Genomic DNA, 21,267 nt, shown 5'->3' on the forward strand with positions numbered 1-21,267 from the left:
GACGCGGCCTCCTGCGTCGGCTGCTCCTCGACCAACGACATGTCGGCCGGGGTCCACTGGAACGGGCGTATGGTGGGGCACACTGAATTCTCATGGACATCGACGACCTCGGCATCAGCATCGCCACGCTTCCTGACCTCGCCTGGGTGCCACAGATCGGCACAGCCCAGGTCGACGAGTCCCTCGGCCAACTCACTCTGGTCGCCGAGCCCGGCGTCGACTGGTCGAACGATGCCCTCGGCGCCAGCAGCCAAACGGATGCGACTCTGCTCGGTTTCGAGGCACCGGCCGAGTTCTCCTTGTCGGCTCGTGCGCGCGTCGACGGCCAGCGCACCACCTTCGATGCGGGAGTGCTCGCCCTCTGGGCAGACTCCGACCACTGGGCGAAGCTCTGCTTCGAGTACTCCCCCGACGGGCATCCGATGGTCGTCAGCGTGGTCACCAACGGCTTTTCCGACGACTGCAATTCAACGATCGTCACGACCGATGCCGTCTACTTGCGTGTGATGCGCACCGGTGCGGCCTGGGCTTTCCATGCCTCAACCGACGGAGTCAGCTGGGATTTCGTCAGACTGTTCCGGCTGAATGCAACCGGGCCGATCCGGGTCGGATTCCTGTCGCAGGCCCCGATGGGCGACTCGTGTGTGGCTCGATTCGACGAAATCAGGTTCAGCCACGACGTGCCGCAGAACCTCCGCGACGGAAGCTGAGCCCCTCGGGCATCCGCTTCGATCGCCGCGACACGAGCGGCCCTCTAGGCCTCCGGAATCTCCCGCCCGAAGCTCTCGAGGGTGATCATTTCCGGCTCGGGGCCGCCGCGGATGCCGGTGTCGAGCGCGTCGATCGACGCAAGTTCGTCGGCGGCGAGTTCGAAGTCGAACACATCGAAGTTCTCGGCGATGCGCTCGGGGCGCACCGACTTCGGGATGGCCTGGCGGCCCTCCTGCAGGTGCCAGCGAAGCATGACCTGCGCCGCCGTCTTGCCGTGCCCATCAGCCAGACCGACGATAACCGGATCGGTGAACGTGGTCTTCGAGCTGTCGCCGCGATACGACGTGATCCCGCCGATCGGCGACCAGGCCTGGGTGACGATTCCGTGCGCTACATCGGCCCTCTGCACGTCGGGCTGCGAGAAGTACGGGTGCACCTCGACCTGATTGACGGCGGGCACGACGTCGGTCGCCGCCAGAAGCTCATCCAGATGAGCAGGCATGAAGTTGCTCACGCCGATGGCACGCACCCGACCATCCGCGAGGAGCGTTTCGAGGGCGCGGTAGGCGGCGATGGTCTTGTCGAATGCGCCCGGCAGTGCCTGGTGCAGGATGAGGAGATCGAGGGTGTCGACGCCGAGCTTGCGCACGCTCTTTTCGAAGGCGTGGAGGGTTTTGTCGTATCCGTAGTCGCTGATCCACACCTTGGTCTCGATGAAGATGTCGGAGCGGTCGAGGCCCGACCGACGGATACCGTCGCCGACCCCGCGTTCATTCAGGTATGCAGCGGCGGTGTCGATGTGCCGGTAGCCGACGCGGAGCGCGGTCTCGACGGCCTCCGCCGTGGCATCCGGCGGCGTCTGGAACACACCGAAACCGAGAGCCGGCATGACGACGCCGTTGTTCAAAGTGATCGTTGAGGTCATGCGCCAACGCTAGACCAGCTTGCCGTGCGCAGGGAGCCCCGTGAGTACAGGGTTGGGCAGTGAACTCCTGATCGTCACAACCGGCGCGCTTCGTGCCGCCCGGGTGTGTGAAAACAATTCCGGTGCAGCAGGGGGTGCCCAAGGTACGCTGTCGGCATGATTCGATACCAGCCTCCGATTGCCGACATTGCGTTCGCCCTCGAGCACGTTGTGGGCTACCCGGAGATAGCCAACCTTCCGGGCTTCGAGCACGCCGACCTCGACACGGTCGTCGATCTCATCGAGCAGTGCGGCGAGTTCATGGCCGAAGTTGTGGCGCCGACCAATCAAACCGGCGATGTCCAAGGGGCACGTCGGCAGCCCGACGGCTCGGTTCTGACCCCCGACGGGTTTGCGGAGGCCTATCACCAGTACGTCGAAGCCGGATGGGGCTCGGTGCCTCTCCCCGAGCAGTTCGGCGGTGGCGGTTTTCCCCGCACCGTCGGCCTCATCATTCAGGAGCTCATGACGAGCGCGAACATGGCGTTCGCGCTCTGCCCGCTGCTGACGCAAGGTGCGATTGAGGCTCTGCTGCACTACGGCGATGACGCCCAGAAACTGCGCTATCTGCCCAAGATGGTCAGCGGTGAATGGACGGGAACGATGAATCTCACCGAGCCCCAGGCCGGGTCGGATGTCGGCGCACTCACCACGCGCGCTGTTCCGCAGGCCGACGGCAGTTTCGCCATCACCGGGCAGAAGATTTTCATCACCTTCGGCGACCACGACATGTCCGAACAGATCGTTCACCTCGTGCTGGCCCGCACGCCAGGCGCTCCGGCGGGCACCAAGGGCATCTCCTGCTTCATCGTTCCGAAGTTTCTCGTCAACGACGACGAATCGCTGGGCGAACGCAACTCGGTGCACACCGTGTCGCTGGAGCACAAGATGGGAATCCACGGCGCGCCCACCTGCGTGCTCTCCTACGAAGAAGCCACCGGTTACCTCATCGGCGAGGAGAACCTCGGCATGCGCATCATGTTCGTGATGATGAACAGCGCGCGGCTCTCGGTGGGCATGCAGGGCCTCGCGGTCGGCGAACTCGCCTATCAGCAGTCACTCGCCTATGCGCAGGAGCGTCGGCAGGGCCTCGCGATCGGTGCAACGGGCGCCGAATCCGCGATCATCGAGTTTCCCGATGTGCGCCGGATGCTGATGACGCAGCGTGCCTCACTGGCGGCGCTTCGGTACGTCATGCTGCTCGACGCCAGCTATGTTGACCGCAGCACGCACGATCCCGACCCCGCCGTGCGCGCCCGCGCAAACGAGATCGTCGGAATCCTCACGCCCATCTGCAAGTCCTTCGGCTCTGACCTCGGCAATGAGCTCACCTCACTCGCTCTCCAGATTCACGGCGGCATGGGCTACATCGAGGAGACCGGCGTGGCCCAGCACGTGCGCGACGTGAGGATCGCCGCGATCTACGAGGGCACGAACGGCATCCAGGCCGCAGACCTCGTCGGCCGAAAACTCGGCGTGCGCGGCGGTGCGTCTGTGCTCGAGTTCCTCGCGACGATGCGCGAAGTCGCGGCAGAACTGGCCGATGCCGGCAGCGAATTCGACACGATCCGCGACGAGCTCGGCCGGCAGTTCGATGCCCTCGAGGAGGCCACCCACTGGATGCTCCGCACCGGTCACATCGATCCGAATGCCGTGCTCGCCGGCTCGACGCCGTACCTGCGAATGTGGGGGCTCTGCGCCGGGGGCTGGCTGCTGGCGCGTGCAGCGGTCGCGGCTCCGGCAACGGGCGACATCGCGTTGGCTGAGAGTCAGCTGGTGTTGGCCCGGTTCTATGCGGAGCAACTGCTGCCTCAGTGTGCTGGTCTGCTGGGGGCGGCCACCGCCGGTTCGAGCGATCTCTTCGCACTTGATGCGTATCAGCTCGCGGGTGCAGCAAGTCGGGTCAGACGCTAGCGGCCTCTCTCGCCGGAAGACTCTGTGGAGCGCGCCAGCTCCGCCCGTGAGGCGACAGCTTCGGCTTGTTGCGAGCCTCGCGTTGCGAGCCTCGCGCCAGCAGAAGCCGGAACCTCACGGGGTGGGAGAGAATGCTGGTGCGTTCAGAAGGTGATCAGACCTGCCGTGGTGTCGCGGGCACGCTCGAATCGGCGTGTGACGTTTGCCCAGTCGATGATGCTCCAGAACGCGGTGACATAGCTCGCGCGCACGTTCTGATAGTCGAGGTAATACGCGTGCTCCCAGACATCCAGCATGAGCAGCGGGATGATGCCGGCGGGAAGATTGCCCTGCTGGTCGTAGAGCTGCACGATAATCGGTTGCTGGCCGAGAGTATCCCACGCCAGGATGGCCCAGCCCGAGCCCTGCACGCCCAGCGCGGTGGCGGTGAAATGTGCCTGGAACTTCTCGAACGAACCAAACGCGTCATCCAGCGCAGCGGCGAGTTCGCCCTCGGCCCGCTCGCCGTTCGGTGCCGTGAGGTTCGTCCAGAAGATTGAGTGGTTGACGTGGCCGCCAAGGTTGAACGCGAGATCCCTCTGCAGCTTGTTGACGTTCGACAGGCTTCCGGAGTCGCGGGCGTCGGCCAGCGCATCCAGAGCCGCGTTGGCGCCTGTCACGTACGCCTGGTGGTGCTTGCTGTGGTGCAGCTCCATGATGCGGCCGCTGATGGCAGGCTCCAGGGCACTGTAGTCGTAGCCCAGCTCGGGCAGGGTGTATCGGGTCATCGGATTCCATTCTGTGGGAGGCCACCGCCGGTCGGCGGTGAGGATGGGCAGTGAAGACGAACAGCGGCGATGGACAGCGAACGGATGCGGGCGAACGGATGCAGGCGAACGCCGGCCTGATCAGGTCAGGACGCTGCTTCGATGCGGTGAAAACCGCGATCGTGGTAGACGAGCGGGGTGCCGGTCTCGCCATGCTCGATCGCGAGCACCTCGACGACGACCAGGGTGGATCCGCCGACCGGAACCGTCTGAATGATGCGACACCGCAGCATCGCGAGCGCACTGCGGAGAACCGGCTCCCCCGTCGCCAGGGTCGTCCACCCTTGCTCCGGGGTGAAGCGAGGAGCACCGGAGCGAGCGAATGCTTGAGCGATCTCGACATGTTCCGAGTGCAAGAGGTGCACGACAAGACTTGGTGCGGCCAGGATGACCCCGGCCGAGCCGGTCACCGTGGTGACGGAGAACACCAGCGCGGCGGGGTCCGCCGAGACGGATGCGACGCTGGAGGCGGTCAACCCGACCGGGCCGTCCGGACCAGCTGCAGTGATCAGCGAGACTCCCGCTGGGTGCATTCGAAACACGGATTTGAACTGTTCCACCAGCTCAACCGGTGCCGTCTCAGTCTGGGCGATCTTCGTCATCCGTCTCCTTGATTCACGCGCTCTCCGTTGAAACGGTGCGCCATCTGGACGCTAACACCTCAAGTACACTTGAGGTCAAAACGGCTGACGGATGGCGGACCAGGTGGCGAAGGAATGACCGAGAAGGTGTCGACGGTTGACCTCTTGCCGATTGGGCAGGTTGCGAGCCGAGCCGGCGTGCCGGTCTCGACGGTGCGCTACTACGAATCGTTGGGTCTCATCCCGGCGACGCGGTCGGCCGGGAATGTGCGACTCTTCCCGCGGCATGTGCTCCGGCGCATCGCGCTGATTCAGGTGTCAGTGCGCTACGGCATCTCGCTCGCCGAGGTCGCCGAGTTGCTCGCCACTCTCCCGCGTGACCGGCCGCCGAGCCGGGCGGATTGGCAACGCATCTCCGAGAAGTGGTCTGAGCATCTCGAGCAGCAGCAGCGGGTGATCGCTCGCATGCAGGAGGAACTCACCGGCTGCATCGGCTGCGGCTGCCTGTCGCAATCGCGTTGCGCCGTCGTGAACTCACAAGACCGGCTCGGGCAGGAGGGTGCTGGCCCGCGCCGAGTGCTGGACGAGGTCGGCTCCTGACCTGTCCCGCTCACGATGTACTCGTAAGGTGCCAGCTTGTACACGCTCCGGGCTCCGCCAACGAGCAAGAGTTGGCACCTCACGGAGGCGAGGGCCCGAGGAGGCAATCTCAGAAAATGCTTGCGCGCAAGAAAACGCTCGGCTAACGTCACCTGTTAATCGATTAACTTAATCGGTTAAACGACCCGCCACCGCGGCCCGTCGAGTGGATTCAAAGGAGAAGCCCATGCAGTTCAGCCGATCACGCACCGCAGTGGTCATTGCTCTCGGCGCGATTGCCGCGCTCGGACTCAGCGCGTGCGCCAGCGGCGGCAGTAATGCCGCCGGCTCCGGCGCCGAAACCGGCGATGTCACCATCAGTTACGCTCTCTGGGACAAAAACCAGGAGCCGGCCATGAAAGAGATCGCGGCCGCATTCACCCAGGAGCACCCGAACGTCACCGTCGACGTGCAGGTGACGCCGTTCACCGACGGGGCCTACTTCACCAAGCTGCAGACATCCGTGTCAGGAGGTTCCGGGCCCGACGTGTTCTGGATGAACGGACCGAACTTCCAGTTCTACGCCGCCAATGGCGTGCTCGCCCCGCTCGACGACCAAGGCATCGACGCGGCCGACTACCCGCAGGGCCTCATCGATCTGTACACCTTCGACGGCAAGCTCTACGGAGCGCCGAAAGACTTCGACACCGTCGCACTCTGGTACAACAAGGAGCTGTTCGACGCGGCCGGCGTCGCGTACCCCGATGCCAGCTGGACCTGGGACACCCTCAAGGAAAACGCGGCCAAGCTCACCAACCCCGCTACCGGCGTCTACGGAATCACCGCGACCCAGTACGGCCAGGAGAACTACTACAACAACATCGTGCAGGCTGGAGGCGAGGTGATCAGCGCCGATGGCACCACCTCAGGCTTCGGCTCCCCCGAGGCGCTGGAAGGCATCTCCGTCTGGACCGACATCTTGGCGGCGGGATCCTCACCGACCGCGCAGCAGATGACCGAGTCGAGCCCCGAGAGCTTCTTTCTCTCGGGCAAGTCGGCCATGTATCAGAACGGTTCCTGGGCGGCAGTCGGTTATGCCGACAACCCCGACCTCGCCGCCAAGGTGAATGTGGCTCCGCTGCCGAAGGGCCCGACGGGCAACCAGAGCATGATCCACGGTCTCGGCAACGTCGTCAACGCCAAGAGCAAGCACCTCGATGCAGCCAAGCAGTTCGCCGCCTTCGCGAGTGGTGCGGAAGCCGCGAAGATCCAGGCCGACACCGGCACCGTCATCCCGGCCTTCGCCGGAACTCAGCAGGACTGGGTCGACGCCCTGCCGCAGTACGACCTGCAGGTGTACATCGATGCGCTCGAGACCGCGGTGCCCTACCCGGTTTCGAAGAACACCGCGGCCTGGAACGCCATTCAAGACGAGATCCTCGCGCAGGTGTGGGCCGGCACGGTGACGCCGAAGGATGGCCTCGCCGACCTCGCCGTCAAGATGCAAGCGGCGCTCGACAAAGAATCCGAGTAGTCAATGTCCGAACTGATCGCCAAGCGCAGCGCTCTGCCGACCCAGGAGCGCACGGTCGCGCCGGTCACGCAGCGCCGCGCCGCCGGGGCGACGCCGAACGGAGTGCGGCCGCGTGCGACCGTGCTCCGCCGGCGGCGCCGAGGACCTGGGCAATCGGGGTGGTGGGCCCTCGTCTTTCTCGGGCCCACCGCCGTCGGCCTGCTCACCTTCTATCTCTGGCCGACCGTGCGCACGTTCATGCTCTCGTTCACCAAGTCCGGCCCTTTCGGAGGATCGGAGTTCATCGGCTTCGGCAACTACGTCGCCCTCTTCCAGGACCCCGAACTGGTCGGCGCCCTGCGCAACACGGCCCTGTACACGGTCATCGCGCTGCTCGGCATTCCGATTGCAGTGGCCATTGCCGCCCTCCTCAACACGGAGGGGCTGCGCGGCCGCGGCATCTACCGCACTCTCTACTTCATCCCCGTCGTCACGATGCCGGCCGCTATTGCGCTGGTGTGGCGCATGATCTACAACGGCGACTACGGCGTGCTCAATGAGACCCTCCGCTTCGTCGGCATCCCGGGCAACAACTGGCTGACCGACCCGAACACTGCGCTCGTCGCGATTGCCGTCGTCGGCATTTGGGCGGGCCTCGGCACGAACATCGTGATCTTCCTCGCCGGCCTGCAGGGCATTCCCGACACCATTGTCGAAGCGGCCGACCTTGACGGCGCGGGCCCGGTGCGCAAGTTCTTCTCGATCACCATCCCATTGCTCAGCCCGAGCATCTTCTTTGTGAGCGTGATCAGTGTGATCAGCGCACTGCAGGTGTTCGACCTCATCTACATGATGCTCGGCCGCAACAACCCGGCGATGCCGAACACCCGCACGATCGTCTACCTCTTCTATCAGGCGGGATTCCTCGACAACGAGCGGGGCTACGCGGCGGCCGTCGCCTTCCTCTTGTTGCTCATCATTCTCGTGCTCACGGTCGTTCAGTTCCGGATGCAGAAAAAGTGGGTGCACTATGAGTAACCCGACGTTGGTTCACGCGAACGCGGAGCGCACTGAGAAGCAGAGCGTGGATGTTCAGAGCACGGATGCGGCCCGTCGCGCCCCGCGCGGAACATCCGTCGCCTCGCGCCGACCGCAGAACCGCGGGCTCTGGATTGTGCACCTGTTGCTGATCTCCGGCGCTGTGGTGATGGTGTTCCCGTTTGTCTGGCAGGCGCTCACCGCGTTCAAGACGTTCGAGGACTCGGTGCAGGTGCCGCCCACGATCCTCCCCGACCCCTGGGTCTTCACGAACTTCGCCGAGGTGTTCGACACGATGCCGTTCGGTCAGATGTTCCTGAACTCGGTCGTGCTGACGCTCGGACGCACGGCCGGCCAAGTCGTGCTCTGCACGATGGCCGGCTACGCGTTCGCGCGCATTCCGTTTCGGGGTCGGAACGCCGTGTTTGTGGTGTTCCTGTCGGTGCTGATGGTGCCGTCGCAGCTCTACCTGCTGCCGCAATATGAGCTCATGCAGAACCTCGGTTGGCTGAACACGTTGCAGGCGCTCATCGTGCCCGGCATTTTCAGCGCGTTCGGCACCTTCTTGATGCGGCAGTTCTTCATGTCGATGCCGGCGGAGCTCGAGGAAGCGGCACGGATCGACGGCGCCAACCCCTGGCAGACGTTCTGGCGGGTGATGGTGCCGCTGGCAAAACCGGGAATCATCGCGTTGGTCGTGTTCACCGTGCTGTGGTCGTGGAATGATCTGCTGTGGCCGCTTGTGGTGACGACGGACCCGGCGAGGATGCCGCTCTCGGTGGGACTCGCACAGCTCGTCGGATTGCACGGCACCAACTATCCGGTGCTGATGGCGGGCACATTGTTGGCGACACTGCCCATGCTGATCACATTCATGATTTTGCAGAAGCAGTTCATTCAGGGCATCGCGTTCTCGGGATCGAAGGGTTAGTCCATGGAGGATCACTTGTCAGACCGAGAGTCGGGCCACGAGACGACGCCCCCGAAAATCGAGAAGCGCCCGACGCTGAAGATGGTGGCCGAGGCCGCCGGAGTGTCGACGGCGACCGTGTCCTACGTGCTCTCGGGTCGTCCCGGCGGCGACGCCCAGGGATCGGGCATCTCCGAAATCACGGCGCGCACCGTTCGGGATGCCGCGGCGCGGCTGCGCTACCACCCCAATCGTTCGGCGCAGGCGATCCGCACCGGCCGCACCGGCGTGGTGCTGCTGTCGCTGCACATGCTCAGCGACCCGTGGTCGCTGGCCGTCGCCGATGCGGTGAACACCGAAGCCAACAAGCACGATCTCACCACCATGATCCTCGCCGACGGCGATTGGTTCGGGGCGTTGGAGCGGCAAGCGAGTGACATCGCATACATCTACCATGTGGGCTCGGATGCGGCAGCTCCGGAGAAGCTGGCAAGCCTGGCCGCGCGCGGCCAACGTCTAGTGGTGTTCAGCGAGACCCTCGAAGCCGACGGCTACGACACCATCCGTTCGGACGCCATCCCCGGCTGCTATCTCGCGGTGGACCATCTGCTCGAGCGGCACACGAAGATCGCCTGCCTGGCCACCGAGGAGGAGGTCACCGGCGTCGGCGTCACCCGCTACACCCCGTATGTCGAGCGGCTCACCCACGCCGGCCTCCCGATCAACCCGCGCTATGTCGAGCTTTTCAGCGCGACACAGGCCAGTGCGTTCTCGGCGGCGATCCGGTTGCTCAGCCAGCCGGACCGGCCGACGGCGGTCTACGTCACCACTGACTTCGCGGCGATCCAGACCATCAACGCTGCGCACCGGCTCGGTCTGCGCGTGCCAGAAGACATCGCCGTGATCGGCGTCGGCAACACTCCGGATGCCCAGCTCGTCACCCCCACGTTGAGCACGGTCGGCCCCACCGACTTCTACGAGCGGCAAGCCGAGATCATCATCGGGCAGTCGTTCGCCGACGTGAGCGAGCTCGGCACCGTTCACGAGTTCGAGTGGACGCTGCACGCGGGCGAATCCACCGGTCTCGCGGTCGACGGCCTCCCCTCCTAGAAGCCTCTACTCACGCGCCCAGCACCCGTACCGCGCACCGCTTTCGACGCGCCCGCACCGCCGGCGCTCCCTCCGCAGCGCCCAAAAACGGCGCACCGAACCCAAGGAAACCCCATGGACCTCAGAATCGGCATCATCGGCTTCGGCGCTCGCGCCGGACTCTGGCGTGAAGCTCACCACCCCGGGCACGGCTCCCGTGTCACCGCAATCTGCGACACCAGCGAACGCTCCCGCGCCGACGCGGCATCCGTGCTGCCCGACGCCCTGATCACGGCCGATCTCGACGAGCTCCTCGCCTCCGGCGTCGATGCCGTGTTCGTGCTCACCCCCGATCATCAGCACGCCGAGGTGGCCATCCGCGCCCTCGATGCCGGCGTCGCCGTCTTCTGTGAGAAGCCGTTGGCCATCACCATCGCCGACGCCGACGCCATGCTCGAGACCGCGAAACGCACGGGCAGCCGCCTCTACATCGGCCACAACATGCGGCACATGTCGGTGATCACGCTGATGCGCCGCTTGATTCAGGAGGGGCGCATCGGCGAGGTCAAGGCCGTCTGGTGCCGTCACTTCGTCGGCAACGGCGGCGACTACTACTTCAAGGACTGGCACGCCGAACGTTCCAAGACCACCGGGCTGCTGCTGCAGAAGGGCGCCCATGATCTCGACGTGATCCATTGGCTGGCGGGTGCCTACAGTGAGAGCGTTGCGGCGATGGGTTCGCTCAGCGTCTATGGCGACATCGACGACCGTCGCGATCGGTCGAACGAGCGGATGTACGACTGGTTCAGCCTCGGGAACTGGCCGCCGACCGCACAGACCGGGTTGAACCCGGTGATCGACGTCGAGGACATCTCAATGGTGAATCTCCGGCTGCAGAACGGCGTGCTGGCGTCGTACCAGCAGTGTCATTTCACTCCCGACTATTGGCGCAACTACACAATCATCGGCACCGAGGGGCGGATCGAGAACCTCGGCGACGAGAGCGGCGACGAGGTGCGCCTCTGGAATCAGCGCCACACGCGGGCAGCCGAAGCCGATGAGACGTTCATCGTGCCGGAGCTGGACTCCGACTCCGGGCACGGCGGCGCCGACGGCCTGCTGGTTGCCGAGTTCCTGCGCTTCGTCAGGGACGGCGGGGTCACCGAGACGTCGCCGATCGCCGCGCGTGAGGCTGTGGCCGCCGGCATCCTGGCCACCGAATCGCTGCGTACCGGTGGCGGCGCCCTCACTGTGCCGCGCCTCGATCCCGCTCTGGTCGCCTACTTCGAGGCTGGCCAGCCCTCGCAGGTCTCGGCCTAGAGTCACCCCATTTGTTCGTGAGGTGCCAGCTTGTGCTCGTCGGCGAAGCCCGCAACTAGCACAAGTTGGCCCCTCACGGGCCTCGCTGCGTCGTCGGGCGAGGCGACACAATCGGGCGAGCAGCGGCGCAGTCCCGCAGAATGAGGTCATGTCCTCCTCGAATGCCGGTGCGTCGTCTGAACCGCGCACGCGCGTCGACGCGGGTGCTCACAGCCCCGCGCTCGCCCTCGTCGCCATTCCGCCCGGTGCGCTCGAGATGCGCGATGCCCGCTCGGAATCCTCGCGCCATGTCACCCTGCGCGCGTTCGAGATCGGACGGACTCCGGTCACACGAGCCGAGTGGGACGCGGTCGCCGGCAACTCTGCGTCGGCCGGTGCACCATCCGGCTCGACCTCGGCCTCGACCTCGACATCGACATCCACATCGACGCTCGCACCGGCGCATCCGGTGACCTGGTTTGACGCGGTGCGCTGGTGTAATGCGGCGTCTGTCGCCGCCGGCTTCTCCCCCGCCTATGGCGTTGACGGACGCGATGTGAAATGGCACGTCGACGCAGATGGCTACCGACTCCCGACCGAGGCTGAATGGGAGTGGTCAAGCCGCGCCGGAACGCTCGGCCCCACGTATGGGCCTCTCCCCGAGATCGCGTGGACGGCAGTCGATGACGTTTCGGGCCCGCAGGATGTCGCGCTCAAGCAGGCGAACGCGTTCGGACTCTTCGACACGATCGGCAACGTCTGGGAATGGTGCTGGGACTACGCCGATACCGCGCGCTATGCCGACTACCGCAGCCTCCGCGGTGGCGGATGGGCCGATCAAACGTGGAGCTGCCGGGCGTCGGTGCGCCGGGGAAGCGCGCCAGATGCCGTGCTCGAGGACGTGGGCTTTCGCGTCGCGCGTGGCCCGGTCGGCGAGGCGAACTCCCATGCCGCGCAGGGCTGGTCGCGGGTGGCGGACCTCAGCCGGGCTGACATCCGAGGCCCGCTTCCGGTCGGCTGGACTCCCCTCCGCCCACCGACCTCGTGAGGTGCCACGTTGTGCTAGTTGGGAGCGCCTCGCACTAGCACAAGGTGGCACCTCACGGACTCCGCGGTGCAGCGGCTACTACTCGGCCGACGGCCGCTGCCGGTTCCGTTTCGTTTCAAATCGCTGCCCCTTGGCGGCGAGCCGTCGTCGGTTCGAGCCACGTGTGGGTTTGGTCGCACGACGGCGAGGACCATCGGGCGCCAACCCCGCGGTCACCAATTCGGCGAGCTTCGCCAAGGCGATCTCGCGGTTGCGCAGCTGGGAGCGCTGTTCAGACGCGGTGACGGTGAGTGCCCCGGCGACGAGGCGACGCGCGAGACGCGAGAGCAGCAGCATCCGTTGCTCCTCGGATAACACCGCCGAGTCGGCGACACTCCAGATGAGTTCGACGCGACTGTCAGAGGTGTTCACGTGCTGGCCACCCGGCCCCGACGACCGCGAAAAGCGCCAGCCGAGTTCCGATGCGGGGATCGTCAGCGCGGGTGACACCTCCAGATCCATACCTCTAGGGTCGCACGACCACGGTCCTGTGATGTCCCCCGGACTAACTTGAGCAAAACAGAATGCGCTCCCCCTCGGCGTGGGCATCCTGCTGCTTGTCGCCGATTCGTTGCTCGCCTCCCGACGACGGGCACGTGCAGACTCGCGCGCCTGATCCGTCGCGCCGGGCAACATAGCTTGACGGCGCAGCACGCCCTGGCAACACTAGGGTGACGGGCCCCGAACACCGATTCCCAGCGCGGGACGACGGTGCGCCACGGCGCATCTCTATCCCAGTCTGAGCGGCGTCCCGCGAAGAGGAGGACGTCATGAGCGACCGAGTCGGCGCGACTGCGGGGCCGGCTTCGGCCGCTCCCGACACCTGGTTCTCGCTCTCCCCTGAACAGGTGGCCAGCCAACTGCAGGTCGATCCCGCCCGCGGGCTGACCGCGGCTGATACCCAGCAGAGGTTGCAACGGTATGGCCCGAACGTGTTGGCCGCCGCGAAGACGGAGCCGACCTGGAAACGATTTCTCAAGCACTACCGGGACTACATGCAGATCGTGCTCGTGGTCGCCGCGCTGGTCAGCCTGCTGATTCAGGAATACGGCACCGCGATCGGGCTCTTCGTGCTGACGCTGTTCAACGCGTGGCTGGGCTATCACCAGGAGGGCAAGGCCGAGGCGGCTGCGGCATCCTTGGGAAAAATGATGAAGTCGGTCGCCAAGGTGCGCCGCAACGGTGAGATCGCCGAGATCTCGGCCGAAGACATTGTGCCCGGCGACATCGTGATGGTGGATGCCGGCGACCGGGTTCCCGCCGACGGCCGAATCATCTTGGCGGCCACCCTCCAGATCGAAGAGGGTGCATTGACCGGCGAGAGCGTGGCGGTCGAGAAATGTACCGAGACCATTGACCGGCCCGACGTTGCGCTCGGCGATCGACTCAACATGGCGTTCATGAACACCAACGTGACTCGGGGCCATGGCGAGATCCTCGTCACCACCACGGGGATGGGGTCGGAGGTCGGCCGCATCGCCACCTTGTTGGCCGAGCAGAAGGTGGAGAAGACTCCGCTCACCAAGCAGGTGGACCGGTTGACGATCTTCATCCTGCTCGCCGCTGGATTCGCTTTCCTCGCGATCGTGGTGATGGGGCTCATCCAGGGCGAATCGTTCACGGTGCTGTTCGGCATCGGCGTGGCACTGGCCGTCGGCTCGATCCCCGACGCCCTGCCGGCCGTCGTGACCACGATCTTGTCCGTCGGCTCACTCAACATGGCCAAGAAGAACGCCATCATGAAGGTCTTACCGGCCGTCGAAACGCTCGGCTCCACCTCCGCGATCAACTCCGACAAGACGGGCACGCTCACTCTGAATCAGATGACGGTGCGCGAGATCTCGACCGTGCAGCACCGCTACACCGTGAGCGGTGAGGGCTACAGTTTTGACGGCCAGGTGCAGCGCACGGCCGGCGACCCCGAACGTGACCTCGACTACGTGATGTTCTCGTGCGCGCTCTGCAACGACTCCGACATCCAGAACGGGGCTGTCGTCGGCGATCCCACCGAGGGCGCCCTCTACGTGCTCGCGCAGAAGGGCGGCGTTGATGTGCGCGAGTTCCGCCGGAACAACCCCCGGGTGGCGTCGGTGCCGTTCGACTCCGACTACAAGTTCATGGCCACCTTCCACCGGATGCCGGGCGCCGACGGCCGGCCCGTCATCCGTGCGTATGTGAAGGGTGCGCCCGACGTACTGCTGGGCCGCTCGGCCTCCGCTCGACTGCCGGGCGGCAACACCGCCTCGCTCACCGCGGAGATGCGTACGCAGGTGCTCACCGAGAACGAGCGCATCGCCAGTCAGGGCATGCGGGTGCTCGGCCTCGCTCAGCGCGAATTCGACCCGGCGACGTTCGATCCAGCCGGTGATCTGATGGCGCTGATGCAGAACCTGGAGATGTCCGCGTTGATCGGCGAGGTCGATCCCCCGCGCGCCGAGGCCGTGGCCGCCATCGCCGAGGCGAAACGGGCCGGCATCCGTGTGCGGATGATCACCGGCGACCACGCCGTCACCGCTGCGGCGATCGCCGCGGAACTCGGCATCGAGGGCCGCGCGGTGACCGGCGCCGAATTCGCGGAGATGACCGACACGGAGGCGGACCGCCAGGTGGATGAGATCGGCGTGATCGCCCGGGTCGCCCCCGAGCACAAGGTCAGACTCGTCGAGGTGCTCAAGCGTAAGGGCAACATCGTCGCGATGACGGGCGACGGAGTGAACGACGCGCCCGCCATCGGCGCCGCAGATATCGGGATCGCCATGGGCATCACGGGCACGGATGTCGCCAAGGGCGCGGCGAAGATGATCCTCGCCGACGACAACTTCGCGACGATCATCAGTGCGGTCGAACAGGGCCGGCTCGTCTACGACAACCTGCAGAAGTTTCTGCGCATCCAGATCGCCAACCTGTTCATGTTCATTCTCGCTTTTCTCGGATCGTCGGCGTTCGCGATCGCCGGCACGGCCCTGCTCAGCCCGGCCCAGGTGCTCTGGATTCACATGGCCGTCGTCGCGCCGATCGGCGCGGTGATGGGCCTCGACCTTGCGACGCCAGGCATCATGGATCGCAAGCCCCGGCCGTTCAACCAGCCGATCATCGTGAGGTCGATGATGGTGCGTCTGTTCATCGCCGGACTGTTCATGGCTGCCGCGACACTGGTGCTCGTGCAGATCGGCAAGGTCTCCTACGACTCGCTCGAAGTCGGCCAGACCATGGCACTGGTGGGTCTCAGCCTGATGAACATCAGCGTGGCGCTCAACCTGCGGTTCCCTCAAGAAAGCGCCTTCGGGCCCTCGACTTTCTCGAACCCCAAGCTCCTCTGGGCCTTCGCCTGGGCCTTCGTCGGGGCGATGCTCATCACCCAACTCGACGTGTTGCGGAATGTTTTCGGCACCCTCCCGCTGACCGGCTGGCAGTGGGCGATCTGCCTCGCACCGGCGGTGCTGCTGTTGCTGCTCGGTGAACTGGGCAAGGTCGTGCTGCGGGCTCGGCGCCGGTAGCGCGCGGTGCGGCGGCAGTTACAACCTGAATTTGTGCTTCGCGAACTGTGCCCAGGCGAGCCGGAAATCCGTCTCGGATGCCGCCGCCCGGCTTGCTTCCAGGGCGTGCAGACGTCCGTAGCTGAAGCTGCTCTCTCCTCGCAGCTGTGCCGTCGCTGCCATGCGCAGCAGAAGGTCTCGTGCGACGATGCTGTCCTGGTGGTCGCCGAGAATGGATTGCAGTTCCTGAGTTGAGTTTGCCAACCGGCGAGCCGCTTCCCCGTACACCGGCAAAGCCGACTCCGCTGCATACCGGAGACGTTTTGCGCGCTTGCGCACCTCGTGCAGGGCCAAATCACGCACGTGGCTGCCCGCTGGCGCCGCCTCAGCGGCGCGGACGAGCGTCCTCAGTTCGTGCCATTCCTCCCGGATAAGCCCTGGCACAATCTTGCGGGCTGGCCTCCCCGCAGAGTCGACCAGCGGCGGCGCGATCATGAAGGCGTCAAGCGCGTCGACGAGGCGAACGTAGCGCACGGAATCGAGCGCGGCCACGCCCTCACGTCGGGCCTCCTGAAAATCGGCCTCAAGCTGTTCGGTGATCCGCTGCCTGATTGGTCCGACGATGACTTCTGGTCGTTCAGCGGCAAGCTGAACCGTGAGTCGTTCCCGAATGACCTGGATGTCCCGGGCGGAGCCTAATACTCCGGCGAGCCAGCGCAAGTCGGCCCGGAGCTGCTGCACCGCCGTGGCGTCCAGAAGGGAGCGGTAGGTGGTCAGGGTGGAACGCAGACGTCGGCACGCGACACGCATCTGGTGCACCGCATCCGGCTCGCCCTCGCGCACCCGCGGATCCTGCAGCTTGAGCTTTCCCACGTGCTCGTGCACGTAGCCGAGCAGCACGTCGGCAGCGGACTCCGTGCGGTGCGGGTTCGGCGGCTTCGCGCCTTCGGCCGAGATCGTCATGCGTTAATACTGGCCGGTCGTTGCGCCCCGGGCGCGTCAAAACGCAAAAGGACGCGATTTTGTACACGCGTGCAACGCGAAGGCGCCCCACCCGCGAGGGTGGGGCGCCTTGATGACGCTACGGCCTAGGCTGCGCTACGGCGCCGGCGGATGGCTCCGCCAAGCATGAGCAGCAGAGCGCCGGCGATCGCGAGACTCGCACCGGTCGCCGCTCCGAAACCGCCGTCAGCGCCGGTCGAAGCGAGGGCTGTCGAACCGACCTTCGCGGCGGGAACAGTCTGCGGGGCCACTGGGGTGGCGGGCGCAGGCTGCGGGTCAACATAGGCGACGGGCTCGGTGAGCGAGACGGCGCCGATGGTGCCATTGCGCAGCACGGTGAACCAGGCTGTCGAGGTCGCGGCAGTGCCGTCCAGAGCGATGCCTTCGAACACGAGGCGGTGAGCGCCCGCCTCCGCGTTCGCGGGGATGCGACCCTTCAATACAATCGTGCCGTCAGCCAGCACCGTGCCGGTCGCCAAAACGATCGGCGTCGAGTGCATTGTGATGGTTGCCGTGCTACCCGGAAGGAGGTTGCTGGCGGTTACTTCGAACGGTGCGTTTGCTGCCGCATCACCCGCCTTGAATCCGAGATCGATGACGATGGCGGGGGTCGGTGCCGTCTGGCGCGTCACGACGATGGTTGTCGTCTTCGTCGTCCCGTCCTGTGCCGTCGTCACGAGGGTGATCGAGTTCTCCCCGACAACGAGCGGAACGATAGCCGATGTCACGGATGTCGCGATCTTCCCGTTGATCGTCAGGCTGGCCGTCGCATCCGCGACCGAGGCTCCGACCGTGATCTGCTCGGTGAGGTAGTCCACCGTGGCCGTGTAGCCCGTGGTTGTTGCCAAGAAGGCAGGCGCAAGGGTGCCGTCCGAGAGCGTGATACCGCTCAGGTCGGCGTCGGTCGACGCAGCCTGTCGCGCAACGGCGACCGTGTACTGACGCGACTCGCCATGAGCCGCGGTCACCGTGACCGTGATCGTGCTTGACCCGACGGGAACTGCAACCGTCGATTCCTCGGTCTCGGTGCCGTCAATCTCGAGCGTCCAGTCCGGCTCAACGGCGGATGCCGCGACGTCGACCGAGGAGACCGAGAACGGCAGTGCAAGCGTGTACGCGGTGGTGTCCGCGTCGAACGCCGGCGAAAGCGTGCCGCCGGTGACGGTGAGAGCGCTCAGGTCAAGATCGGGTGCCTCACGGGTGACTGTGAGAGCGCGAGTTGTCGTCGAGACGCCGTCTTCGGCGGTCGCGGTGACCGTGATGGTGTTGGCGCCAACCACGAGGGCAACCGGTGCGGAGGCTGCTCCGGACACCGTGTCGTGACCGTTGACGCGAAGGATGGCTGTCGCATCCGCCGTGGTCGACGTGACCACCGTCGATGTCGTGAGATACGGGACGGTTGCGGTATAGGCGGTCTCGGAATTCGAGAATGCCGGCGACAGGGTGGCGTTCGAGAGCGAGAGGCCAGTCAAGTCGGCGTTCTGCGACGGCTGGTCGCGCGTGATTTCAACAATGTAGGTCTTCGTCACACCGTTTGCTGCAGTGACGGTGATTCCGAGTCCGTTGCTGGAGTTGAAGTTGAGGCGTACGGTCGCGGGCTCGCCCTCAACGACCGGCACATTGTTGATCGTCAGCGTGTTGCCGGGTGTCGACGCCGTCAGCGTGATCTGAACCGTTCTGTTGGCATACGGCACGGTTGCGGTGTAACGCAGGGTTGCCGGATCGAAGGCCGGGCTAAGTGTGCCGTTCGACAACTGGATGCCGGCGAGGTCAACATCCGCGGTGGGTGCAGGACCGCGCGTGATGATGACGTTGTATTGCTTCGAGGTGCTGTCTGGGGCGGTCACGGTGACGAGTGCCAAGTTGTTGCCGATTCCGAGGCGAATCACCTCGCCGACCTCTTGGCCACCGTTGGTCACGACGACCGTGTTGCCCGCAGCGCTTGACCCGGGAGTGACGGTGATGCTGGTCGTCGTGTACGGAACATCGACGGTGTATGCCGTTGTTGCGCTGTCGAAGGAGGGGCTGAGAGTGCCTTCGGAGACGGTCAGACCGTTGAGGTTGACGTCGGCGGGCGGCGGAGCCGCCTGCCTCGTGACAAACATGGTGTACTGCCGTGTTGTCGTTCCATCCGGTGCGGTGACCCCCGCTGTCATGATGTTCAGTCCGACCCGCAGAAAGGCGGGGGTGGTGGCCGTTCCACTCGCGGTCGAGGCGAATCCCTGACCGTTGTACGAAATTATGGTCGCAGCCGAATCATTCGCTGTCGGTGTGAACGCGAACGAAGACACACTGTTGGGAACAGTGACCCGGGAGATGACGTCCGAATTCGAGTCAAAGGGAGCGTCAAATGTGCCCGCCGAGACCGTGAGGCCGCTGAGCGTCGCGTCGTTCGGGAGGGCGGCCTGCGCCGCTGGTGCGGCGACGAGGGCCACCCCGGCGGCAAGCGTGAGTGAGAGCGCCAGCGCTAGGGCGCGGCGGAAGGGTTTGAGGGTCATGGCGCTTAGCCTATTGAAATCGCTCGGCCGGGGCGCTCCCCTTTTCAGGTGTCATCTGCGCTTTTACTGAGGATTCTCCGCCATGAACGGCTCCCAAACGGGGGTGGAACGGGACCTACTCCGCCACGAATCCGTTTGGCACGTTGCCGCTTTGGTGGCCTTCCGGCGTCTCGACGTACGTCGCCTGACCCAGGAGATACGTCGCCAGAACAGTGTTCGTCGGGATGAGGGCGGGCGCCTCGGACCGAGGGTCGCGGGCCAGTATGGCGAAGTCGGCGCTGTTGCCCACCTCAAGGGTGCCCCAGGGGTGCTCGGTCGTGTCGGCGAAGGCTTGGTATGCGGTCCCCCGGGTGTAGAGATCCATCGCCGACTCGAGGGGAAGGATCTCCTCGGGCATCCAACCACCGACCGGGTCGCCGTCGACGGTCGTGCGGGTTGCCGCGATCGCGATGCCCTCCCGCGGGTCCGCGGAGGAGCACGGCCAGTCGGAGCCGAAGGCGACCCTCGCCCCGGAATCGGCGAGCGTGCGCAGGCGGTACTGCCGATCGGAGCGTTCTGGCCCGAGACGAGGAACGGTGAGCACCGTCATGAGCGAGTCTTGCTGCGCCCACAGCGGCTGCATGTTCGCGATGACGCCAAGCTCGGCGAAACGGGCGAGGTCGATGTCTTCGGCCAGCTGCACGTGGGTGACGACCGGGCGCGTGTCCAGCTCGCCGAGCACGTGCTTGGCGGCCTGCATCGCATCGAGTGCGGTGCGCACGGCGTCGTCACCGATCGCGTGAACATACGGCTGGAAGCCTTCCGCCTGAACCGCGGTCACCGCGTCGGCAAGGTGCTGCGGCTGCCACACTCGCATCCCCCGGTGGTGACCGGTGCAGTACGGCTCCAGCAGGGAGCCGGTCTCATTCTCAATCACGCCGTCTGCGTAGAACTTGATCGTGTTCGCGGTGAGAAGCGGATGGTTCAGGGCACGCACACGGTCACGGGCCGCAACAAGCGCCGCAAGTCCCGAGGGGAACTCTCGGGGATCAGCGAGGAAAGCCAGATTCATCCGCACGCGCAGCATCCCGCGTCGGGCCGCCTCCAGGTACACGTCGACGTCACCGAGCGGCACCAGGGAGTCGTGCACATAGGTGATGCCCAACGACGTGAACATGTCGATGGCCCGGCCAAGAGCCCGAATCCGTTCCTCGAGCGGATGTCCCGGACTCACCTTCAGCATCAGGTCAAGAGCACCCACCTCGCGGAGCGTGCCGAGCGGTTCGCCGTCTGCGCGCCGTGGGATCTCGCCCAGCACGGGCTCCGGAGTGTTTCGGGTAATGCCGGCCCGGCGGAGGGCTTCGGAATTGCACCAGAGCGTGTGGTAGTCCCAGGCGTAGAGCACGACCGGCCGATCGGACACCGCGGCATCCAGCCAGCGAGCGTCAAAGAGGCCACCGTCGACGAGCGAACCGTTGTACGACGCCCCGAGAATCCACTCGTCCTCGGGATGTGCGACGGCATAACGTCGCACTTCGTCGACGATGGCCTCGACGCTCTCGAGACCCACGATTTGGGGACCGCGCTGCTCCAGACCTCCATCGATCGGGTGTGAGTGGCCCTCGTTGAAACCGGGCATCAGAAATCCGCCGTCGAGGTGCACCCGCGCGGCGTCAATCTGATCGGCACGTTCGGCGGCGGCCGCATCGAACGCGGTGATCACGCCGCCTTCGACGAGCACCGCCGTGTGCTCGGCCTGGTTCGTTCCCGACCAGATCGTGCCGCCGTGAAAATAGGTTGCGGGTGCGGTTGCAGCCATGG

General features: G+C 65.5%; 17 protein-coding genes. 10 read left to right on the forward strand and 7 right to left on the reverse strand.

Annotated features, from left to right (window positions below; all coding sequences use genetic code 11):
- Positions 1–92: 92 nt before the first annotated feature.
- The gene (locus AB4Y63_RS01015) at positions 93–710 is read left to right on the forward strand and encodes a DUF1349 domain-containing protein (protein ID WP_441789166.1); all 618 of its coding nucleotides are present in this window, start codon (positions 93–95) and stop codon (positions 708–710) included.
- Between the two features lie 44 nt (positions 711–754).
- On the opposite strand, the gene AB4Y63_RS01020 is transcribed toward AB4Y63_RS01015, so the two are convergent.
- Positions 755–1,636 carry an aldo/keto reductase gene (locus AB4Y63_RS01020; protein ID WP_441789167.1) on the reverse strand — a complete coding sequence of 294 codons (882 nt, stop codon included), beginning with the start codon at positions 1,634–1,636 and terminating at the stop codon, positions 755–757.
- 156 nt (positions 1,637–1,792) lie between these two features.
- On the opposite strand from AB4Y63_RS01020, the gene AB4Y63_RS01025 reads away from it, so the two are divergent.
- Positions 1,793–3,589: an acyl-CoA dehydrogenase gene (locus AB4Y63_RS01025; protein WP_441789168.1), complete on the forward strand. Its 1,797-nt coding sequence runs from the start codon at positions 1,793–1,795 to the stop codon at positions 3,587–3,589.
- Positions 3,590–3,732: 143 nt separating this feature from the next.
- On the opposite strand, the gene AB4Y63_RS01030 is transcribed toward AB4Y63_RS01025, so the two are convergent.
- Both AB4Y63_RS01030 and AB4Y63_RS01035 read right to left on the reverse strand, forming a co-directional pair.
- The gene (locus AB4Y63_RS01030) at positions 3,733–4,356 is read right to left on the reverse strand and encodes a superoxide dismutase (protein ID WP_441789169.1); all 624 of its coding nucleotides are present in this window, start codon (positions 4,354–4,356) and stop codon (positions 3,733–3,735) included.
- 125 nt (positions 4,357–4,481) lie between these two features.
- Positions 4,482–4,997 (reverse strand): flavin reductase family protein, encoded by a 516-nt coding sequence (locus tag AB4Y63_RS01035; protein WP_441789170.1) that lies wholly within the window; start codon positions 4,995–4,997, stop codon positions 4,482–4,484.
- 114 nt (positions 4,998–5,111) lie between these two features.
- Here AB4Y63_RS01035 and soxR point away from each other — a divergent pair, with 114 nt between their 5' ends.
- From soxR to AB4Y63_RS01070, 7 genes are all read left to right on the forward strand, one after another.
- Positions 5,112–5,576, forward strand: coding sequence for a redox-sensitive transcriptional activator SoxR (gene soxR, locus AB4Y63_RS01040; RefSeq protein WP_441789171.1), 465 nt, complete (start codon positions 5,112–5,114; stop codon positions 5,574–5,576).
- Between the two features lie 226 nt (positions 5,577–5,802).
- On the forward strand, positions 5,803–7,089 hold the full coding sequence (locus AB4Y63_RS01045) for an ABC transporter substrate-binding protein (protein WP_441789172.1): 1,287 nt from the start codon (positions 5,803–5,805) through the stop codon (positions 7,087–7,089).
- A 3-nt stretch (positions 7,090–7,092) separates the two neighbouring features.
- Positions 7,093–8,106 carry a carbohydrate ABC transporter permease gene (locus AB4Y63_RS01050; protein ID WP_441789173.1) on the forward strand — a complete coding sequence of 338 codons (1,014 nt, stop codon included), beginning with the start codon at positions 7,093–7,095 and terminating at the stop codon, positions 8,104–8,106.
- Positions 8,099–9,037 carry a carbohydrate ABC transporter permease gene (locus AB4Y63_RS01055; protein WP_441789174.1) on the forward strand — a complete coding sequence of 313 codons (939 nt, stop codon included), beginning with the start codon at positions 8,099–8,101 and terminating at the stop codon, positions 9,035–9,037. Before AB4Y63_RS01050 ends, AB4Y63_RS01055 begins: the two co-directional genes overlap by 8 nt.
- Positions 9,038–9,052: 15 nt before the next feature.
- A complete protein-coding gene (locus AB4Y63_RS01060; protein ID WP_441789175.1) occupies positions 9,053–10,126 on the forward strand; it encodes a LacI family DNA-binding transcriptional regulator in 1,074 nt (357 codons plus the stop codon).
- A 114-nt stretch (positions 10,127–10,240) separates the two neighbouring features.
- Positions 10,241–11,425 carry a Gfo/Idh/MocA family protein gene (locus AB4Y63_RS01065; RefSeq protein WP_441789176.1) on the forward strand — a complete coding sequence of 395 codons (1,185 nt, stop codon included), beginning with the start codon at positions 10,241–10,243 and terminating at the stop codon, positions 11,423–11,425.
- 148 nt (positions 11,426–11,573) lie between these two features.
- Positions 11,574–12,452 carry a formylglycine-generating enzyme family protein gene (locus AB4Y63_RS01070; RefSeq protein ID WP_441789177.1) on the forward strand — a complete coding sequence of 293 codons (879 nt, stop codon included), beginning with the start codon at positions 11,574–11,576 and terminating at the stop codon, positions 12,450–12,452.
- 78 nt (positions 12,453–12,530) lie between these two features.
- Here AB4Y63_RS01070 and arfB read toward each other — a convergent pair whose 3' ends face one another.
- The gene (gene arfB / locus AB4Y63_RS01075; protein WP_441789178.1) at positions 12,531–12,953 is read right to left on the reverse strand and encodes an alternative ribosome rescue aminoacyl-tRNA hydrolase ArfB; all 423 of its coding nucleotides are present in this window, start codon (positions 12,951–12,953) and stop codon (positions 12,531–12,533) included.
- 308 nt (positions 12,954–13,261) lie between these two features.
- On the opposite strand from arfB, the gene AB4Y63_RS01080 reads away from it, so the two are divergent.
- Positions 13,262–15,988 carry a cation-translocating P-type ATPase gene (locus tag AB4Y63_RS01080; RefSeq protein ID WP_441789179.1) on the forward strand — a complete coding sequence of 909 codons (2,727 nt, stop codon included), beginning with the start codon at positions 13,262–13,264 and terminating at the stop codon, positions 15,986–15,988.
- A gap of 18 nt (positions 15,989–16,006) precedes the next feature.
- Here AB4Y63_RS01080 and AB4Y63_RS01085 read toward each other — a convergent pair whose 3' ends face one another.
- The 3 genes from AB4Y63_RS01085 to AB4Y63_RS01095 all read right to left on the reverse strand — a co-directional run bounded on the left by AB4Y63_RS01085 (position 16,007) and on the right by AB4Y63_RS01095 (position 21,265).
- The gene (locus AB4Y63_RS01085; RefSeq protein WP_441789180.1) at positions 16,007–16,930 is read right to left on the reverse strand and encodes a CHAD domain-containing protein; all 924 of its coding nucleotides are present in this window, start codon (positions 16,928–16,930) and stop codon (positions 16,007–16,009) included.
- 125 nt (positions 16,931–17,055) lie between these two features.
- Positions 17,056–19,467 carry a cadherin-like beta sandwich domain-containing protein gene (locus tag AB4Y63_RS01090; RefSeq protein WP_441789181.1) on the reverse strand — a complete coding sequence of 804 codons (2,412 nt, stop codon included), beginning with the start codon at positions 19,465–19,467 and terminating at the stop codon, positions 17,056–17,058.
- A gap of 115 nt (positions 19,468–19,582) precedes the next feature.
- Positions 19,583–21,265 carry an amidohydrolase gene (locus AB4Y63_RS01095; protein WP_441789182.1) on the reverse strand — a complete coding sequence of 561 codons (1,683 nt, stop codon included), beginning with the start codon at positions 21,263–21,265 and terminating at the stop codon, positions 19,583–19,585.
- Positions 21,266–21,267 lie beyond the last annotated feature (2 nt).

The organism is Leifsonia sp. YAF41 (assembly GCF_052113185.1).
In the GTDB taxonomy this organism is placed as follows: domain Bacteria; phylum Actinomycetota; class Actinomycetes; order Actinomycetales; family Microbacteriaceae; genus Cryobacterium.

Excerpts from the sequence above, each read along its gene's own strand:
- AB4Y63_RS01015 (WP_441789166.1), top strand. The coding sequence starts at position 93 with ATGGACATCGACGACCTCGGCATCAGCATCGCCACGCTTCCTGACCTC.
- AB4Y63_RS01020 (WP_441789167.1), bottom strand. The coding sequence starts at position 1,636 with ATGACCTCAACGATCACTTTGAACAACGGCGTCGTCATGCCGGCTCTC.
- AB4Y63_RS01025 (WP_441789168.1), top strand. The coding sequence starts at position 1,793 with ATGATTCGATACCAGCCTCCGATTGCCGACATTGCGTTCGCCCTCGAG.
- AB4Y63_RS01030 (WP_441789169.1), bottom strand. The coding sequence starts at position 4,356 with ATGACCCGATACACCCTGCCCGAGCTGGGCTACGACTACAGTGCCCTG.
- AB4Y63_RS01035 (WP_441789170.1), bottom strand. The coding sequence starts at position 4,997 with ATGACGAAGATCGCCCAGACTGAGACGGCACCGGTTGAGCTGGTGGAA.
- soxR (WP_441789171.1), top strand. The coding sequence starts at position 5,112 with ATGACCGAGAAGGTGTCGACGGTTGACCTCTTGCCGATTGGGCAGGTT.
- AB4Y63_RS01045 (WP_441789172.1), top strand. The coding sequence starts at position 5,803 with ATGCAGTTCAGCCGATCACGCACCGCAGTGGTCATTGCTCTCGGCGCG.
- AB4Y63_RS01050 (WP_441789173.1), top strand. The coding sequence starts at position 7,093 with ATGTCCGAACTGATCGCCAAGCGCAGCGCTCTGCCGACCCAGGAGCGC.
- AB4Y63_RS01055 (WP_441789174.1), top strand. The coding sequence starts at position 8,099 with ATGAGTAACCCGACGTTGGTTCACGCGAACGCGGAGCGCACTGAGAAG.
- AB4Y63_RS01065 (WP_441789176.1), top strand. The coding sequence starts at position 10,241 with ATGGACCTCAGAATCGGCATCATCGGCTTCGGCGCTCGCGCCGGACTC.
- AB4Y63_RS01070 (WP_441789177.1), top strand. The coding sequence starts at position 11,574 with ATGTCCTCCTCGAATGCCGGTGCGTCGTCTGAACCGCGCACGCGCGTC.
- arfB (WP_441789178.1), bottom strand. The coding sequence starts at position 12,953 with ATGGATCTGGAGGTGTCACCCGCGCTGACGATCCCCGCATCGGAACTC.
- AB4Y63_RS01080 (WP_441789179.1), top strand. The coding sequence starts at position 13,262 with ATGAGCGACCGAGTCGGCGCGACTGCGGGGCCGGCTTCGGCCGCTCCC.
- AB4Y63_RS01085 (WP_441789180.1), bottom strand. The coding sequence starts at position 16,930 with ATGACGATCTCGGCCGAAGGCGCGAAGCCGCCGAACCCGCACCGCACG.
- AB4Y63_RS01090 (WP_441789181.1), bottom strand. The coding sequence starts at position 19,467 with ATGACCCTCAAACCCTTCCGCCGCGCCCTAGCGCTGGCGCTCTCACTC.
- AB4Y63_RS01095 (WP_441789182.1), bottom strand. The coding sequence starts at position 21,265 with ATGGCTGCAACCGCACCCGCAACCTATTTTCACGGCGGCACGATCTGG.